Origin of the sequence: Spartinivicinus marinus (assembly GCF_026309355.1) — a bacterium.
Lineage (GTDB): Bacteria > Pseudomonadota > Gammaproteobacteria > Pseudomonadales > Zooshikellaceae > Spartinivicinus > Spartinivicinus marinus.
In genome coordinates this window covers 1,695,719-1,714,627 of record NZ_JAPJZK010000001.1, presented here as the reverse complement: position 1 = coordinate 1,714,627, position 18,909 = coordinate 1,695,719, and the positions used below count along the sequence as shown (strand labels likewise).

At 44.5% G+C, this 18,909-nt stretch carries 12 protein-coding genes; 10 read left to right on the top strand and 2 right to left on the bottom strand.

Annotated features, from left to right (window positions below):
• Positions 1–117 precede the first annotated feature (117 nt).
• On the top strand, positions 118–2,016 hold the full coding sequence (locus OQE68_RS07805; RefSeq protein ID WP_180568635.1) for a M4 family metallopeptidase: 1,899 nt from the start codon (positions 118–120) through the stop codon (positions 2,014–2,016).
• Positions 2,017–2,168: 152 nt separating this feature from the next.
• Positions 2,169–3,764 (top strand): M20/M25/M40 family metallo-hydrolase, encoded by a 1,596-nt coding sequence (locus OQE68_RS07800; RefSeq protein ID WP_180568634.1) that lies wholly within the window; start codon positions 2,169–2,171, stop codon positions 3,762–3,764.
• 113 nt (positions 3,765–3,877) lie between these two features.
• Here OQE68_RS07800 and aceF read toward each other — a convergent pair whose 3' ends face one another.
• Together aceF and aceE are read right to left on the bottom strand one after the other, a co-directional pair.
• Positions 3,878–5,485, bottom strand: coding sequence for a dihydrolipoyllysine-residue acetyltransferase (gene aceF, locus OQE68_RS07795; RefSeq protein WP_180568633.1), 1,608 nt, complete (start codon positions 5,483–5,485; stop codon positions 3,878–3,880).
• A gap of 32 nt (positions 5,486–5,517) precedes the next feature.
• Positions 5,518–8,172 (bottom strand): pyruvate dehydrogenase (acetyl-transferring), homodimeric type, encoded by a 2,655-nt coding sequence (gene aceE / locus OQE68_RS07790; protein ID WP_180568632.1) that lies wholly within the window; start codon positions 8,170–8,172, stop codon positions 5,518–5,520.
• Between the two features lie 436 nt (positions 8,173–8,608).
• On the opposite strand from aceE, the gene glnE reads away from it, so the two are divergent.
• From glnE to OQE68_RS07750, 8 genes are all read left to right on the top strand, one after another.
• Positions 8,609–11,554 (top strand): bifunctional [glutamate--ammonia ligase]-adenylyl-L-tyrosine phosphorylase/[glutamate--ammonia-ligase] adenylyltransferase, encoded by a 2,946-nt coding sequence (glnE, locus tag OQE68_RS07785; protein WP_180568631.1) that lies wholly within the window; start codon positions 8,609–8,611, stop codon positions 11,552–11,554.
• 53 nt (positions 11,555–11,607) lie between these two features.
• Complete coding sequence (locus OQE68_RS07780; protein WP_180568630.1) at positions 11,608–12,531, top strand: branched-chain amino acid transaminase; 924 nt, start codon at positions 11,608–11,610, stop codon at positions 12,529–12,531.
• 94 nt (positions 12,532–12,625) lie between these two features.
• The gene (waaF, locus tag OQE68_RS07775; protein WP_180568629.1) at positions 12,626–13,681 is read left to right on the top strand and encodes a lipopolysaccharide heptosyltransferase II; all 1,056 of its coding nucleotides are present in this window, start codon (positions 12,626–12,628) and stop codon (positions 13,679–13,681) included.
• Entirely contained in the window at positions 13,678–14,712 is a 1,035-nt protein-coding gene (waaC, locus tag OQE68_RS07770) for a lipopolysaccharide heptosyltransferase I (RefSeq protein ID WP_180568628.1), read from the top strand. The genes waaF and waaC overlap by 4 nt, the downstream gene beginning before the upstream one ends.
• A gap of 3 nt (positions 14,713–14,715) precedes the next feature.
• Positions 14,716–15,843, top strand: coding sequence for a glycosyltransferase family 4 protein (locus OQE68_RS07765; protein ID WP_180568627.1), 1,128 nt, complete (start codon positions 14,716–14,718; stop codon positions 15,841–15,843).
• Positions 15,840–16,643 carry a lipopolysaccharide core heptose(I) kinase RfaP gene (rfaP, locus tag OQE68_RS07760; protein ID WP_180568626.1) on the top strand — a complete coding sequence of 268 codons (804 nt, stop codon included), beginning with the start codon at positions 15,840–15,842 and terminating at the stop codon, positions 16,641–16,643. Before OQE68_RS07765 ends, rfaP begins: the two co-directional genes overlap by 4 nt.
• Positions 16,644–16,650: 7 nt before the next feature.
• Positions 16,651–17,445, top strand: a complete 795-nt coding sequence (locus tag OQE68_RS07755; protein WP_180568625.1) for a lipopolysaccharide kinase InaA family protein — start codon at positions 16,651–16,653, stop codon at positions 17,443–17,445.
• Entirely contained in the window at positions 17,446–18,900 is a 1,455-nt protein-coding gene (locus OQE68_RS07750; protein WP_180568624.1) for a lipopolysaccharide kinase InaA family protein, read from the top strand. It begins immediately after the preceding gene.
• Positions 18,901–18,909: the final 9 nt, after the last annotated feature.

Below are 18,909 nucleotides of genomic sequence, written 5' to 3'. Positions count from 1 at the left end.
TGTGTTTAGTGTTTTTTTTGATGATGCTCTCATGCGAAAACTGTCGCGATAGTGGCTTTATGGTGGTAGGCTAAAATTCAATCTATCTGTCAGCTAAAATATGTTAAGGAGTGACATATGGATAGTTTGAAATCTTTGAAGTTATTTCACCTCAGTGCTATTTCAATAAGTGTATTGACGGTAAACATAAGTTCTGCAGTTGAAAAAGTCGACTTAACAAACTTTGAATTAAATAAAAAAATTGACTTATCACAAAATCAACAAATTACCACTGTATTGGGTATGTCTAAGAATGAACAAGTGAAAGTGATAAATCATGTTTTGCTTAAATCTGGAAAGTCGATTAGTCGTTTTCAACAACAATATCATAACACTCCAATCTGGGGATTAACTCTTACATTAATTCGTTCTGCAAATGGAGCATATGAGAGTTTTTCTGGTTTTCAAGTGAAGGGCTTAGATGACTTGTCTTTAAATTTGCGTCCCAACTTAGATAAGTCTCAAATAAAGTTTATTGCTAAGCAGTATATGGGAATCAGTCATTTATCAGATTTAAAGCTTGAAAATCAGCAACAAGCATTATTTATCTACCTTGAAGATGATGAGCCAAAACTGGTTTATGAGGTTTCATACTATACAGATGCATTAGGCTTTCCATCCCGACCTTTTTTTATAATTGATGCTCGCACGGGAGAAGTGATCGATCACTGGGAAGGTTTGGCTCACGGTAAAAAAGCAACAGGGCCAGGAGGAAATAGAGATACTGGTAAATACTATTATGGTAAGGATTTTGATAATTTAGATGTTGATGATCAGTGTCGAATGGAAAATGTATATGTTAAAACAATAAACCTAAATCATGCAACCAGTGGTGGTTCTGTTCATAAGTTTAACTGCCCAGAAAATACTACAAAAGAAATAAATGGTGCTTATTCTCCTTTAAATGATGCTCATTTTTTTGGTGGCGTTGTATTTAAATTATATAAGGACTGGTATGGAGTTAAACCATTAAAAACAAAATTAACGTTAAGGGTTCATTACAGTAGAAATTACGAGAATGCTTTCTGGAATGGTAGTTCAATGACTTTTGGTGATGGGCGTAATACCTTCTACCCGCTGACTGGACTAGATGTAGTTTCCCATGAAGTGAGTCATGGTTTTACTCAATTTAATTCAAACTTGGTTTATCGTAATCAATCAGGTGGAATGAATGAAGCTTTTTCAGATATGGCTGGTGAAGCTGCAGAGTTTTTCATGAGAGGCAAAGTAGACTGGATTGTTGGAGCAGATATTACGAAGAGTGGTAAAGGCATTCGTAGCTTTCCTAACCCAAGTAAACACCGAGGCTCTATTGAGCATATTAAAAACTATCGAAATGGAATGGATGTGCACCACTCCAGTGGTATATTTAATAAAGCCTTTTACCAGTTGGCAGAAGTGAAAGGGTGGGGTGTTCGTAAAGCTTTTGATGTAATGGTGTTATCTAATCAGGTTTTTTGGCAGAAAAATTCTACTTTTGAACAAGGTGCTTGTGATGTAATGAAAGCAGCAAAACAAAAAGGGTATTCCGCTACAGATGTAAAAGCGGCTTTTAAAGTAGTTGGCTTAGGTGATAGTTGTAAGGTTGAGCCACCTGACCCCACTGGCAAATATAAACCTATACGGTCCGGTACTAGCTATTGCTTGACAGCTGGTGGGGGCTCAGTATCTGTATCAGTTTGTAAGAATGTCGATAATCAGCAGTGGCTGCTTGATGACAAAGGTCGCTTAATAGTTAAATCTACCAGTAATGTATGCTTATCAGCGGGGGCTGATCCTAAACGAGGAAGTCGAGTTGCATTAAGCCAATGTAACGCGCAAGATTATCAGCGTTGGCAGTTTAATGGTAATGTTATTCAAAATGGTAAGGATTCAAGTTTACGGCTGACTAGCTGGGGAACTCGAAATGGAGCAAGGGTAGGTGTTTGGACTTCACTTAATAATCATCCAATCCAGCAATGGAGTTGGAAAAAGTAAAAACCATTCGTGAGGGGTATAACCAGCTACACTTAATTTTAGTTGTATAAAGCGACTTGCTGGTGTAATCAGTAAGTTGCTTTTGTTTAATAATAATTATAAAAAATAAAGTAAATTTTTTATCAATTCTATTTCACATGGAAGGTGAGCCAATGAAAAAGCTTTTATTGCTAACAGGTTTAGCTAGTGCCTTAACGGCTGCTAGTTTTACACAAGCCAATGAAAAAGTGTGGGTAACTATTGGGAAAGATGGTTACGACTTATTAAAACAGCAAATGCCCGGCTTAATGCAAGAAAGAAAATCATTTGATTTAGCTAATGATAAAGTGAGCTTAGTGAAAGTGCAGGAAAAACATTTGCCACTATTAAGTATGTATATGCATAAGCAATTTAGGCGTTGTGGTGGTTATATGGTTCATGAAAGCGAGCAAGCAGCTTATACATCTATTCAAGCTTTTATGGATAATAGACCTCAAACATTGATTGACTATAAAATTGACCAACAGGATGTTGTTAATCCTTTATTGCCTCAAATTAAAGAATCTGAAATCAGAAGTTTCATTATTGAGTTATCCAACTTTAATAACCGCTATTATCGAAGTAATACAGGAGTGACTGCTGCGAAGCGTATTCATGATAAATGGGCTGAGCTAAGTGCAGGTCGCTCCGATGTGTCCGTTGAGTTGTATAACCACAATAGTTGGAATCAAGACTCAGTGGTAATGACTATTCAAGGTAATGAGTTAGCCGATGAAATTGTTGTTATTGGTGGACACTTAGATTCGATTAACCAATACAGTAGCGATCGAATTAATGCTCGTGCGCCAGGAGCTGACGATAATGCATCAGGTATATCAACTATCACGGAAGTGATTCGAGTCTTAATGAAAAATGACTATAAGCCAAGTCGTACCTTGAAATTTATGGGATATGCGGCAGAAGAGGTAGGCTTAAAAGGTTCTCAAGAAATTGCCAAAGCTCATAAAAACCAAGGTAAAAATGTTGTGGGTGTATTGCAATTGGATATGACCAATTATCAAGGAGATGCAGTTGATGCGGCAATCATAACTGATTATACCAATAGTGCACAGAATAACTTTTTCAAAGAGGTCGCTAATTTTTATGCGCCTGAACTAAATATTGGTACTACTCAATGTGGTTATGCCTGTTCTGATCATGCTTCTTGGCATAACCAAGGTTTTCCAGCCACTATGCCATCAGAAGCACCATTTGGTAAGCATAATCAAGCTATTCATACTACAGGTGATACCATTAGTAAATCGGGTAACAATGCGAACCATGCTTATAAATTTGCCAAAATGGCAACATCTTTTGCTGTGGAAATGGCTAAAGCCGCAGGCTCTGACCCAGGACCTGGGCCAGGTGATTATAAGCAATTAAAATCAGTTACTGGTTATTGTTTGTCAGTGAATAGTGCTAATCAAGCGGAGTTGGCTAATTGCGCTACTAATAATAAGCAATATTGGCAGCATGATGACCAGGGGCGATTAAAGCATAAATCAGGCAATTGTTTATCTGTAAGTGATATAGCTAGTCGGGGTGATCGTGCTGTATTAAAAAGCTGTGGTAGTGGTAAAGGCCAGAAATGGAAAATGGAAGGTCAGCGGGTAGTTAGCGTAGCTGGTGATAACTTATTATTAACTGCATGGGGTCGCAGCGCAGGTGTTAAAGTTGGCGTTTGGAGTTCGCTGTTTGGGCATCCTATTCAAAGTTGGGATTGGAAATAAATATACCCTTCGCTGTGGGTATGTAGATTATATTGTTGGGTGTGAATCTTTTGTCTTTAAATGAAAAAAGCCCCAAATTTGGGGCTTTTTTGTAGGGTAAGCATTTTATAAGTTTATAGCAATAACTGCCGTATATCGCTTAATAAATCACTTAAGATGGCTGTAAAGCGTGCTGCGTCCGCGCCATTGATTGCTCTATGGTCGTATGACAAACATAAAGGCAACATTAGGCGTGGTTCAAACTCTTTACCATTCCAAACCGGTTTCATGGACGATTTGGAAACCCCTAAAATACCCACTTCTGGTGTATTAACGATAGGGGTAAAGGCGGTGCCGCCAATGCTTCCCAAGCTGGAAATTGTAAAACAAGCGCCTTGCATTTCTGCGGGAGACAGCTTTTTGTCTTTGGCTTTGCCTGCCAGCTCAATCGTTTCTTTAGCAAGTTCGACTAAGCCTTTTTTATCTGCATCGCGAATGACGGGTACTAGTAAGCCATCTGGAGTATCAACTGCAATACCAATATGCACATAGTCTTTATAAACTAGTCCATCACCAGCTGCGTTAAGTGAAGCATTAAAGTTTGGCAATGCTCTTAGCGCTTGGGCACAAGCTTTTACCAAGAAGGGAAGGGGAGTCATTTTTACACCCTTCGCTTTTTGTGCTTTTCTGAAGGCTTCCAGCTCGGTGATATCAGCTTCATCAAACTGAGTAACGTGAGGTACGTTCAGCCAAGCGCGATGCAGGTTGAATCCACCCACTTTGCGTAGCCGTGACATTGGCTCTTCACGAACAGGTCCAAATTGCGAGAAGTCAATGGCTGGCACTTCGGGAATACCAGCACCTCCCGCCGCACCAGCGGGTTGGGTTTTGGCCTTTTTCAGTTGCTCACTGACATAGGCTTGCACGTCTTCTTTAAGTATTCGGCTACGTGGTCCAGAGCCTTTAACTAGCGACAAGTCCACCCCAAATTCACGGGCCAGTTTTCTAACAGCTGGTCCAGCATGAACATTTTGGCTTGGCTTATCTAATGTTGAAGGCTTTTGTGGCTGCGGAGCAGTGGCTTTTGCTGGGGCGCTTGCTTGTTGTGCTGGCTGAGCAGGGGCTGCTGTTGGTGCAGGTGCAGCAGACTGCTCTGCCGCTGGTACTGCTGCAGATGTGGTTTCCAGCTCTAAGATCAAGTCGCCCATGGAAACCGTATCGCCTTCTTTCACTTTCAGGCTTTTAACGATACCTGCTTTAGGGGCAGGGACTTCCATAGTGGCTTTGTCGGACTCAAGCACAATGATTGAGTCTTCTTCAGCAATCTCATCACCTTCTTTTACACACACTTCGATAACGGGCACGTTTTCACTGCCAATATCAGGCACGGTGATTGGCATGATAGCAGAAGCGGTTGGCGCTTGAGCAGCAGGTTGTTGTGTTGGAGCTGGCGCAGCGGTTTCTTCTGCAGCAGGAGCAGGTTCCGCTAGTGCTTCAGTAGCACCTTCTGCGGCTAACACCACAATTTCACTGCCTTCAGAGACTTTATCGCCTATTTGCACTAGCAATTTTTGTATAGTCCCTGCTTTGGGGCAGGGAATTTCCATGGTGGCTTTGTCAGACTCAAGCACGATTAATGAGTCTTCTTCTGCAACTGTATCGCCAGCTTGGACGCATACTTCAATAATTTCGACGTCTTCGCTACCACCAATATCGGGGACTTTAATGATTTCTTCTGACATAGTTTACCCTTTAATCTACTGACATATATTGGTTAGCAATACAGTGGATTGGCTTTGGTTGGATCAATACTGAATTTCTTCATCGCATCAGCCACCACTTTACTATCAACTTTGCCTTCTTCTTTTAAGGCATGTAAGGCAGCAACAGTGATGTAGTATCGATCAACCTCGAAGAATTCACGCAGCTTTTGTCTAGAGTCACTGCGACCAAAACCGTCGGTGCCAAGGGTGATATAAGTAGTTGGAACAAAGTCCCGGATCTGATCTGCATACAACTTCATGTAGTCAGTTGCAGCAACAACAGGGCCCTGGCGATTAGCAAAACATTCAGTGACATAGGGCACTCTTTGTTCTGCACTAGGGTTTAGCATATTCCAGCGTTTGGCATCCAAGCCTTCACGGCGTAGCTCATTGAAACTAGTGGCGCTCCAGATATCAGATTCCACTTTAAATTCTTTACGTAGAATATCAGCAGCTGCACGTACTTCTTCCAGAATGGTGCCGCAACCAACCAGCTGCACTTTGAGCTTAGCTTTCTTAGAATTTTGCTCAAAGCAATACAGGCCTTTGATAATACCTTGAATAACTTCTTCACCTTCCGGTAGTGCAGGCTGCTTGTAGTTTTCATTCATAGTGGTGATGTAATAGAACACGCTTTCTTGATCTTCATACATCCGACGTAAGCCGTCTTGAATGATTACCGCTAGCTCATAGCCATAAGTTGGGTCGTAACTGACGCAGTTTGGAATAGTAGAAGCCAGGATATGACTGTGACCATCCTGGTGCTGTAAGCCTTCACCATTTAGGGTGGTTCTACCAGCAGTGGCACCGATTAAGAAACCGCGGGCTTGAATATCACCTGATGCCCAAGCTAAATCACCAGTCCGTTGGAAGCCGAACATGGAGTAGAAGGCATAGAATGGGATCATCGGTGTGTTGTTGAAACTGTAAGAAGTACCCGCTGCTATCCATGCTGCATGTGAGCCCGCTTCGTTGATACCCTCTTGAAGAATCTGACCTTTCTTGTCCTCTTTGTAGAACATCACCTGATCAGAATCCATTGGTGTATAAAGCTGGCCTTTAGATGAGTAAATACCTAGCTGACGGAACATACCTTCCATACCAAAGGTGCGGGCTTCATCTGGCACAATTGGAACGACGTTTTTGCCAAAGTTTTTGTCTTTAACCAGAGCACCTAAAATCCTGACGAAAGCCATGGTGGTCGATATCTCACGCTCACCGCTGCCTTTGGTTACTGCTTCGAAAGCTTTTAAATCTGGTGCGGGTAGTGATGTAGAGCGCGTTCTCCGTTGAGGTACATAACCACCCAAAGACTCACGACGCTTGCGCATATAAACCATTTCTGGGCTGTCTGGGTCTGGGCGGTAGTATGGTACTCTCTCTATGTCTTCATCTTTAATAGGAATATCAAAGCGATCACGGAATGATCTTAGGTCTTCTAAAGGTAGCTTCTTAACTGAGTGAGTAATGTTGGCTGAAGCAGATGAGCCAGTGGCATAGCCTTTAACTGTCTTAGCTAAGATAACGGTTGGCTGTCCAGTGTGATTGACTGCTGCATGGTAAGCTGCATAAACTTTATATGGGTCATGCCCGCCACGGTTTAGCTTATAAATATCATCATCAGATAGGTGGCTAACCATGTCTAACAGCTCGGGGTGCTTACCAAAGAAGTGTTCACGAGTGTAAGCACCGCCTTTTGCTTTATAGTTTTGGTAATCACCATCAACGCACTCATCCATGCGTTGTTGCATTAAGCCTTCTTTATCTTCAGCAAATAAAGGGTCCCAATGACGGCCCCAAACGACTTTAATGACGTTCCAGCCGGCACCACGGAACTGACCTTCAAGTTCTTGAATGACTTTGCCGTTACCACGCACAGGTCCATCAAGACGTTGCAAGTTACAGTTCACTACAAAAATCAGGTTATCAAGCTTTTCACGACCAGCTAAACCAATGGCGCCCATTGACTCTGGCTCGTCCATCTCACCATCACCAAGGAAAGCCCAAACTTTACGATTATTAGCAGGGGCCATGCCACGGTTGTCCAGATACTTCATAAAGTGGGCTTGATAAATCGCCTGAAGAGGCCCTAAGCCCATGGATACCGTTGGGAATTGCCAAAAGTCAGGCATTAACCAAGGGTGAGGATAAGAAGATAAGCCTTTGCCATCTACCTCTTGGCGGAAGCTATCTAGTTGCTCTTCAGTTAAGCGGCCTTCTAAGAACGCACGGCTATAGATGCCTGGTGCAGTGTGGCCCTGGAAGTAAACCAAGTCGCCTTCTGAGTCTTCAGTTGGGCCTTTAAAAAAGTAGTTGAAGCCAATGTCATAAAGAGTAGCGCTAGACTGGAAGCTGGAAATGTGGCCTCCCAAGTCTGCATCGCTTTTGTTTGCGCGCATCACCATTGCCATAGCATTCCAACGAACAATAGAGCGAATCCGTCGCTCCATAAATAAGTCGCCTGGCATTCTCGCTTCACGTGAAGAAGGAATTGTGTTGCGATAAGGCGTAGTGATGGAGTAGGGCAGCTGGGTACCGGCTCGGCTGGCATAACGGGCCAAACGAGTCAGCAAATAGTGGGCCCGGTCTTCCCCTTCTTTTTCTAGCACCGAATCCAGTGCCTCAAGCCACTCTTGGGTTTCTATTGGATCAACATCATTCTGCATATTCATTTGCTCCAGGTCAGAAGGGCCTTGAGATTAGGCGTATAATGATTATAGCCGCTACCCTTTTAGTGCCATTTTAAATAAGCATTAACAGGGCCTGCTAACAGGCCGCAAAGGTGGGCTATTGTAATTGTTTATATGTAGTAATACTACATAGATTAACGGTTTTACCTGAGTTTTTCCGTTAAAAATGTAGTAAAGCTACAAAAAGCGTTTGAAAGTCAATGTTTAGTTTTGCTGTTAAGCCTTGATTTTTCTCGTATTAACGGATTTTAATGAAAACTAGCATCAAATAATAACTATCAGTTATGGTTTAGCTTTCATTATATTGATATGTGTCAGTGTGGCAGATCCTAAATAGTAGCGAACAAAAACTGTTGCCAACTATCTGACTCATACCAAGTCGTCTTTATAAAATTTTTATTAATTGGAAATCATGGACTTAGCAGCATTATCAGGGCTCCCAAGCATACTGCAAAATGCCGTGCAAGGCTATTGGGAGCGCTTTAAAGAAACAGCGACGGCTCACCAGCTTGAGCAGAAGTTTGCTTTATTTGATCAAGCTATTATGGAGCAGCTTTACCAAGTTTGGGCGGTTAGTGACTATGTAGCACAACAAAACTGTTGCAATCCTAAGCTGCTGTTTAACTTGATCGAAAGTAGCCGTTTTGCAAGCCCTATCAGTAAAAAACAGCTAGCGCTATCACTCGCTCAACGCTTTGAGCAGATTTCAAGTGAGGCTGACTTGCTCCGCGAGCTTAGGCTGTTTAGGCACCAGGAGATGGTTACCATTATTTGGCGGGATGTCACTGGTCAGGCTTCTCTCACAGAAACTATGTATCACTTGAGTGCTTTGGCAGGCGTTTGTATCGATAGGGCCTATCGTTGGCTGTATCAAGATCTTACCCAAGGACTGGGAGTGCCAACGGGTAAAAAAGATAATAAGCCGCAGCATATGGTGGTACTGGGGATGGGTAAGCTGGGTGCTGGTGAGCTTAACCTTTCTTCAGATATTGACTTGATGTTTGCTTATCCAACTCAGGGTGACACTCAAGGAGGGCGTCGCTCGATTAGCAATCAGGAATTTTTTGTTCGTCTTGGCCAGCGGTTGATCAAAGCGCTGGATACTGTGACGGCAGATGGCTTTGTGTTTCGGGTAGATATGCGACTTAGGCCTTATGGACAAAGTGGCGCCTTAGCCCTTAGTTTTGGCGCCATGGAACAGTACTACGAAGACCAGGGGCGAGATTGGGAGCGTTATGCGCTGATTAAAGCCCGAGTCGTTGGCGGCGATCCGCGTCAAGGTCGTAACTTGCTAGAGAGACTAAAGCCATTTGTTTATCGCCGCTATCTTGATTTTAGTGCAGTCGATGCCTTGCGGGACATGAAACAGCTGATCCAGCGGCAGGTACGCCGGAAGGGCATGGAGGCAAATATCAAGCTGGGTCCAGGAGGAATACGAGAGATTGAGTTTATTGCCCAAGCATTCCAGTTGATTCATGGTGGACGAGATCGAGCCCTTCAGCAGCATGCTTTGCTAAAGGTGTTAGAGGTTATTGAGGGGGAAGGTTATTTGCCAGTGCAGGTGGTAACTGAACTCAGGGAGGCTTACCAATTTCTTCGCCGGCTGGAGCATTTTATTCAAGCTCAGGCTGATCAGCAAAGTCAAACTTTACCAAGCTCATCTATTAAGCAGCAGCGACTGGCTTTAGCAATGGGCTATCAGCATTGGGATGAGCTGAATAAACAGTTGACGCATCATCGTCAGCGAGTTAATTACCACTTTCAGCAAATGGTGGCAGAACCACATAAACCTACTTCAAGTCAGCTTTCTGGTCAGGAAAGCTGGAAAACTTATTGGATAGGCAGTGTCGATCAGGAAGAGGCACACGAATTATTTGCTATACAGGGCTTTCAGCAGCCTGAGGAGGCTGACCGGCGGCTGCGAGCTTTGCAAAATAGTCAATCGATGAAACAGGCTCAGCGCACGGGCAAAGACCGCATTGATCAATTTATGCCTTTTATGTTGTCGATGGTTACTGAGCAAGAGTCACCGGATGCTTGCCTGTTCAATGTGTTGCCCTTTATTGAAAGTGTCTTGCGGCGAACGGCTTATTTAGTGCTATTGATAGAAAACCCTCATGCCTTAGAGCAACTGCTTAAGCTTTGTGTCGCTAGCCCTTGGATTGCTGAAACCATCGCAAAATACCCTATGTTGCTCGATGAGTTGCTGGATATAGGCACTTTGTACTCGCCACCAGATAAAGATGAGTTGGCTGATGAGCTCAGGCAGCAGCTGATGCGCATCCCTGAAGAAGACATTGAGCAGCAAATGGAAACTCTGCGCTACTTCAAGCTTGCCCATGTGCTGCAAGTAGCGGCTTCAGAGGTTGCAGAGACGTTACCCCTCATGAAAGTGAGTGATTACTTGACATGGATTGCCGAAGTGGTGCTGGATCAGGTGTTGCATATTGCTTATCAGTATTTAATCGCCAAACATGGTTTGCCTGAGGGCCACCCCGGCAAGAAAGCCGCTTTTACTATTCTTGGCTATGGTAAGGTGGGCGGCATTGAATTGGGCTATAGCTCAGACCTGGATTTGGTCTTTATTTATGATGCGCCGCCCAACAGTATGACTGATGGGCCTAAGCCAATCCAAAGCAGTATGTTTTATACCCGTCTGGGGCAGCGGATTATTCATATTCTGTCCACTCAAACGCCATCAGGACAACTTTATGAAGTAGATATGCGTTTGCGACCATCTGGTGCATCTGGATTACTGGTTTCTTCTTTAAGTGCTTTTGAGCAGTATCAATTAAATCAAGCTTGGACCTGGGAACATCAGGCATTGGTGCGTGCCAGGCTGTTGGCAGGTAGCAAAAGACTAGCAAAAGACTTTGCTGCAATCAGAGCAAAGGTGCTGGGGCAGCCAAGGGAGCTGGGCAAGTTGAGGCAAGAAATTGTCGAAATGCGCCAGAAAATGCGAGATAGCCTGGCTACGAAAGCCACTCAGGGAGGTATGGCTGATAATGCCTGGGAGGCTGAGCAATCGTTTGATCTCAAGCATGATTATGGCGGTATCGTTGACATTGAATTTGTGGTCCAATATGGGGTTCTAGCCTGGTCACACCAGCACCCGGAGCTACTTACGTATACAGATAATATTCGGGTGCTAGAAAAACTTGAGCAAACCGGCTTAATGACACCTGAAGCTGCCGGTCTTTTCCGTGAAGCCTACAAGGCTTACCGGGCTGCCGCTCACCGTTTAGCCCTGCAAAAGCACGCGGGTGTAGTCAGCGGTGATACCTTTCATGAGTATCGTCGAGGAGTGATTGCAGTTTGGCAGCAGTGGCTAGAGAGTACACCGCTGGCAAGCGAATAGGCTTTTTCTAAGCGTAAAAATCAACGAATAACTGAAAGTTGAAGGAGTCTCTAATGTCTATGGCCGATCGTGATGGATTGATTTGGTTTGATGGGGAAATGGTACCCTGGCGGGAGGCCAAAACCCACGTGCTTACTCATACCCTACATTATGGAATGGGGGTGTTTGAAGGTGTCCGTGCTTATAGCACACCCAATGGCCCTTGTATTTTCCGGCTGAAAGAGCACACCGACCGGCTATTTAATAGTGCCCATATTCTGAATATGCAAATGCCTTTTAGTAAAGAGCAGCTAAACGAAGCACAGCGTGCGGTAGTGCGTGAAAATAAACTGGATAGCGCTTATCTACGCCCAATGTGTTTTTACGGTTCTGAAGGAATGGGGCTTCGTGCTGACTCGTTAAAAACGCATGTGATTGTTGCTGCCTGGGAATGGCCTTCTTATATGGCGCCAGAAGCGAAAGAGCTAGGCATCAAGATTCGTACTTCTTCTTATACTCGCCATCATGTCAACATCACCATGTGTAAGGCGAAGGCTAATGGTAATTACATTAACTCTATGCTGGCGTTAAAAGAAGCGCTGGACTGTGGTTGTGAAGAAGCATTGTTACTGGATAACGAAGGTTATGTTGCAGAAGGGAGTGGTGAAAATATCTTTATCGTCACTGATGGAGTTATCTATACCCCTGAGTTGACCTCCTGCTTAAAAGGGATTACCCGCGACACGATCATCCAATTTGCTACTCAGCTTGGCTATCAAGTGGTTGAAAAACGGATTACCCGTGATGAAGTATACGTTGCTGATGAAGCCTTTTTCACTGGTACGGCAGCTGAAGTATTGCCGATTCGTGAGCATGATGGCCGGAAGATTGGCAGTGGTCGCCGTGGTTCGGTGACTGAAAAGCTTCAGCAAATGTATTTTGATCAAGTGACCGGTCAAAGTAAGGATTATCCCGAGTGGCTAACTCCTGTGCTGTAAGGTAAAATCCCTCCCCTTTTGATTCTTACCAAACAAAGGTAGTAAGAAGTACTTGCTGCCTTTGTTCGTGATTAGATTGGGGTGACGTTTCGTAGTGAAAGTACTGGTAGTTGGGCCTTCTTGGGTAGGTGATATGGTCATGGCGCAGCCATTGTTTATGACCATTAAGCAACACTATCCCTCAGCAGATATCGATGTGCTAGCACCAGACTGGAGTCGGCCGCTGCTGGAGCGAATGCCTGAAGTCAGAAACGAAATTGTTATGCCTGTAGGGCACGGCTCCCTGAATCTAAAAAGCCGTAAGCAGTTAGGCCTTTCTCTTAGGGCCGAGAATTACGATCAAGCCATCGTTTTACCCAACTCCTTTAAGTCTGCACTAGTCCCTGCTTGGGCAAAAATTCCATTACGAACTGGCTGGCGTGGTGAAATGCGTTATGGCTTGCTTAATGATCTGCGTGTACTAGATAAACAACGTTACCCCCTGATGGTAGAACGTTTTGTCGCGTTAGGCCTACCTAAAAACAGCCCGCTACCTGAAAACCTGCCTGCCCCTAAACTGGTTGTCAATCAAGCCAATGTCACGGCATCTTTAGAGCGCTATCAGCTCAATACTGATAAGCCAGTATTAGCATTGTGCTCAGGTGCAGAGTTTGGGCCTGCTAAACGTTGGCCGGAGCAACACTATGCGGCAGTTGCTAGCGAGTGGTTAGCGAAAGACTGGCAAGTGTGGTTGTTTGGTTCTGCAAAAGATCAGCCTGTGGCAGAACTAATCAGACAAGCAGTGCCTGCACGGTACCAAGAGCAAGTGGTTAGCCTGGCAGGCAATACCAGTTTAGCGGATGCCGTTGATTTATTATCTCTGGCCAGCGCAGTTATCAGTAATGATTCTGGTTTGATGCATATTGCTGCCGCGCTAGAGCGCCCATTAGTGGTTGTCTATGGCTCTACTTCGCCTGGTTTTACACCACCATTAAATAAGCAGAAGGAAATTGTGCGGTTAGGGCTGTCTTGTAGCCCCTGCTTCAAACGTGAATGCCCGTTAGAGCATCTTAACTGCCTTAAAGAACTAATGCCTGACCAGGTAAATCAAGCGCTTAATCGAGTGATAGGAAAAAGCCAGGCTGTGCCGGTTGAGGTGGTTATGCCATGAAAGTACTGGTGATTAAAACCTCTTCGATGGGGGATGTGATTCATACTTTACCTGCGCTGACCGATGCCCAAGCTCAGATTCCTAATATTCAGTTTGATTGGGTGGTGGAAGAAGCTTTCGCAGAAATTCCCCACTGGCATAAAGCCGTTAATAAGGTGATTCCCGTTGCCATTCGTCGTTGGCGTAAGCAACTTTGGCAAACCTGGCAGAGTGGTGAGTGGAAACAGTTTAAGCAACAGCTAAAAGCAGAGCAGTATGATTGTGTGATTGATGCCCAGGGGTTGCTAAAAAGTGCTTGGTTAACTCGGCTGGCGAATGGCCCTAAGCTGGGCTTAGATAAGCAATCTGCTCGTGAGCCGATCAGTGCTCGATTTTACGACAGCCCAGTCGCAGTAGCTAAAGACCAGCATGCAGTTGAGCGAATACGCCAGCTGTTTGCTCAAGCACTAGGCTATTCAGCTCCCAGCTCAACGGGCCACTTCAGTTTAGATAAAACTCGTTTTCCGAAACAGGAATGTACTGATGACCAGCCTTACGTAGTATTTATTCATGGTACCACCTGGCCCACTAAGCACTATCCAGAGCCTTACTGGCAGGCACTGGCAGATCAAGTGGTGAAAGCAGGCTTTAAGGTGTTGTTGCCTTGGGGCAATGCCGTAGAAAAGCAGAGGGCGGAAACGATTGCAGCGTCAGTGACTGATAAATCAACGGGTAGTGGCATAAAAGTCCTGCCCAAAATGAAGCTGGCTGAGTTAGCGGGTGTCATTGCCGAGGCAACAGCGGTGGTAGCAGTTGATACCGGTTTAGGGCACTTAACTTCGGCTTTAGAAGTGCCTGCGGTTTCTTTATATGGTCCTACCTCTCCCAAATTAGTCGGGGCCTATGGCGCTAATCAAGTGCACTTATGTGCCAGTGATCTTGAGCAGTTAACTGATGGGGCTGAGCAAACTATCGAGCCAGCAATTTTTAAGGGGCTTACGCCTGATGTGGTGTGGCAGTCGTTAATTCAGCAGCTTGATGTGGCCCAGTAATTTATGACGTTGGCGTTTATCCTTTTCAAATATTTTCCATTTGGTGGCTTGCAGCGAGACTTTTTACGAATTGCTTTAGCCTGTTTAGCGCGTGGCCATCAAATTCGTGTTTACACTATGGGTTGGCAAGGAGATCAACCTGCTGAATTTGAGGTTCGATTAATTAGTAACAAAGCATTATCTGCTCATAAACGTGACCAAGCTTTTCAGCAAGCGGCGATGGCTGATATTAAGGAAAACCCGGTCGATTTAGTGGTGGGCTTTAATAAAATGCCAGGGCTGGATGTTTATTATGCTGCTGATCCTTGCTATGAAGAAAAAGCCCAAAACTCTAGAGGTTGGTTGTACCGGCAAGGGGCTCGTTACAAACATTTTAATCATTTTGAGTCAGCGGTGTTTAGCGCGCAAAGCCACACCCATATTTTAATGATTGCTGAGCGACAAATTGCAATTTATCAGCAGTATTATCAAACCCCGCAACATCGCTTTCATCTGCTACCCCCTGGTATCGCCAAAGACCGAAAGCGGCCCGCTAATGCGGATTCCATTCGTGCAGCGCTTCGCCAAGAGTTTGGCCTGACTGATCAGGATAAGCTGTTGTTAATGGTAGGTTCTGGCTTTAAAACCAAAGGCTTAGACAGAGCTTTATTATCGCTACAGGCATTACCTGCTGAATACAGACATGCAACGAAGCTATTTGTGATTGGTCAGGATAATTTTAAACCATTTGAGCGGATGGCTAATAAGCTTGGTGTAAGTAATCAGGTTCGCTTTTTTGCAGGGCGTGATGATATTCCCCGGTTTTTATTGGGTGCTGACTTGTTAATTCACCCAGCTTATCACGAAAATACGGGTACTGTCTTACTTGAAGCAGTTGTTGCTGGCTTACCAGTATTAGTAACCGATGTGTGTGGTTATGCCCGCTATATACAACAGGCTGAAGCTGGTCTGTTAGTCACAAGCCCCTTTAATCAGCAACAGTTTAATCAAATGCTGTTAGAGATGTTGCAGTCTGATAAGCATTCAGAGTGGCAAAATAATGGACTCAGTTTTGCTGAACAGGCTGATATTTACAGTATGTCTGAGCGGGCTGCGGAGCAAATTGAGCAGCTAGCGGGGCAACTGTTGTGAAATTAAATTTGCGTGAAGACTTTGCCAGCTGGTGGCAGGGCAAAGACCCTTTTGCTCAAGTGCGCCAGTTGCAAGGAGAAATATTTCGAGAGCTGGAAGCTCGTCGTACATTGCGTTTTGAGCATAATGGTAAAGGCTTTTTTGCCAAGCTGCATTTTGGTGTTGGTTGGCGAGATATTGTCGATAATTTAATTCGGTTTCGCTGGCCAGTATTAGGTGCGACTAACGAGTGGCAAGCAATTAAACGCTTACAGCAGCTTGGGGTGAAAACAATGACTCCCGTTGCTTTTGGCATTAAAGGCTGTAATCCTGCAACACAACAGTCGTTTATTATCACTGAAGAGCTGCACGATATGATAAGCCTTGAGGATTTATCATTAAATTGGCAGCAATCTCCACCATCATTAAAGCTAAAGCGTAATTTAATTGCTCAGGTTGCGAAGATAACCCGAACCATTCATGAAAACGGGTTAAATCATCGCGATTATTATATTTGTCATTTTCTTTTATCGCCTAAGCTACCTGCCGATTTAAACCCTGATCTATGGTTGATTGACTTACATCGTGCTCAGGTGCGTAACCACACACCACGTCGTTGGATAAATAAAGATTTAGCTGCGTTGTATTTTTCGGTGATGGATATAGGACTGTGCCGTAATGATTTATTTCGCTTCATCAAGATATACACAGGCAAGCCTTTAAAACAAGCACTTAAAGAGAAAGCCAGCACTTGGCGTATGTTGGCGAAAAAAGCAGAAAAACTATATGCTCGCAAGCAACGCAAAGGTGACGCAATTTAAGGTGAATATGCTCAGTTTTTTGAAGTCTGCTGTTTGGCCTAAATCGGGTTTTTGGACTGTCACTCAGCCCTACCAACATACCCCTGTTGCTGATGTGTTTGGTAGCTTGGATAAAGTATTCAAGTTACCAGGTGAACAGATTACCAGTGATCCTTTGAGTAAAGTTTATAAAGTCACAGCTGCTGGTAAGGTTTTTTATGTAAAGCGCTATACGGGTGGTGGTAAAGGCTTGCGTCGTTATATTGGTCGCAGTCGAGTCCGCGCAGAGTGGAAAAACCTGCTGTTATTTCGTCGTTTGGGTTTACCAACTGCCAATTTAGTTGCGTATGGCGAGCAAAAGCTACTTAGCATGATGCTGAAAGGCGCTTTGATTACTGAAGAGCTGGAAAATACCATTGATTTATCAGAGGTAATAGAAGAGTACCCGGATTATTTAACTGATCGAAATTGGTTATTACCAGTGATTGATCAAGTGGCTTGGGCTACTCGGGTATTGCATGCCTACCGGTTTGTTCATAACGATTTAAAGTGGCGAAATATCCTGGTTTCTCGGGATAAAACTAATCCGCAGATATTTCTGATTGACTGCCCTGGTGGTTTCAGGTGGTTTGGCCCGATGCTGCAATATCGCATTGTTAAAGATCTGGCTTGCTTGGATAAACTGGGAAAATATCATTTATCACGCACGATGCGGATGCGCTTTTACAAGCTGTATCGGGGCAATAGTCTTACTCATCGGCTTACGAGTAAAGACAAACAGCAAATCAGGCAAGTGCTGGGCTTTTTCGAGGGGCGTGAGTAAGTGGCGGTAGCTATTCCACAAGCCACTTTGGCAGGATTGCGTAGTCAAGGCCGAGAGGTTACCACGCCGTTTAGTGTGTTGCTTGATAATGAACAAGTCGAACTTGTCGTACATAAAACCCTTCGTGTATTGCCAGGTAAGCGGGTGGTTGGTTATGGCGAATATCAAGGCCAGCCAGTATTAGCCAAACTGTTTATTGCCCCGAATAAAGCAAAGTGGCATGCCCAGCGAGAATTAAAAGGTACCCGCTGGTTAGAGGATGCTGGCGTAGCTACTCAGCAGTTAGTAGCGTCAGATACCTTTGAACAGCAAGGTCATGTGGTACTTTTTAAGTGGCTGGACAATACCCAAAGCTTGGCCGAGCTCTGGCAACAAGCCAGTAGTGATGAGCAGCGACTACAGTTGTTTTTGCCTTCCTTTGGCCTGTTAGCCCAGATGCATAAAGCTGGTTTGAAGCAAGATGATATTCATCTGAATAACTTTTTAGTTCATCAGGGTAACATGCTGGCCATTGACGGCGATGGGGTGGATAGCTCTCAACAAGGTAGCCTGCTACCTAGACAGAATATTTTGGATAACTTGGCGATTTATTTGGCTCAGTTGCCTCCTTATTATGATCGCTTTGTATCACAAGTCGTTGCAGACTATAATGCCCGCCAGCCTGAAATGCAGCCAATGACTGAAGTAGAACTACAGGCTTTAACCGTCCGCTGGCGAAAGTGGCGAGTGGCGAATTACTTACGAAAAGTGACTCGCGACTGTAGTGAGTTTGTGGTGAAAAAAAGCCTGTCTCGCTTAGAAGTTTATCGAAGAGAGTGGGATTGCGAGCAGTGGCACGGCTTTTTACAAACCCTTGACAATTGTTTGGTAGATAATTCAAACCGGCTAAAAAGCGGGAATACTGCAACCGTAGGAGTGGCTGAGTATAACGGCCAGCCACTGGTAATTAAGCGGTATAACATTAAGAGCGTCCAGCACCGATTATCTCGTTGCTGGCGACCAAGCCGGGCTTGGGTATCCTGGTTGAATGCCCATCGGCTGGGCTTGCTGGGTATTCAAACGCCGCAACCGATAGCATTAATTGAAGAGCGTTGTGGGCCGTTACGCGGTAGAGCATTTTTGATTTTAGAGTATGTTGCCGGGCCAGACTGTTTATCGCATTTTTTAGCGGCAACTGACTCGTCTGAGGTTGAACGGTGGTTGCCAGCGTTTAACCAGTTATTTGAAACCATGGAGAAATATCAAATTTCGCATGGTGATTTAAAAGCTAATAACCTGCTTTTGGCAGAGTCAGGGCTGCAAATGATTGACCTGGATGCTATGCAGCAGCATGATCGCCCAGGTTCATTTCAGGTTGCATTTCAACGGGATTTGCAGCGCTTTAATAAAAACTGGCTAAATGCGTCGCCGAATGTAAAGCAGGTATTCGAGCAGTTGGTAAGCCGGTTTAGTTGATAGAAAGAT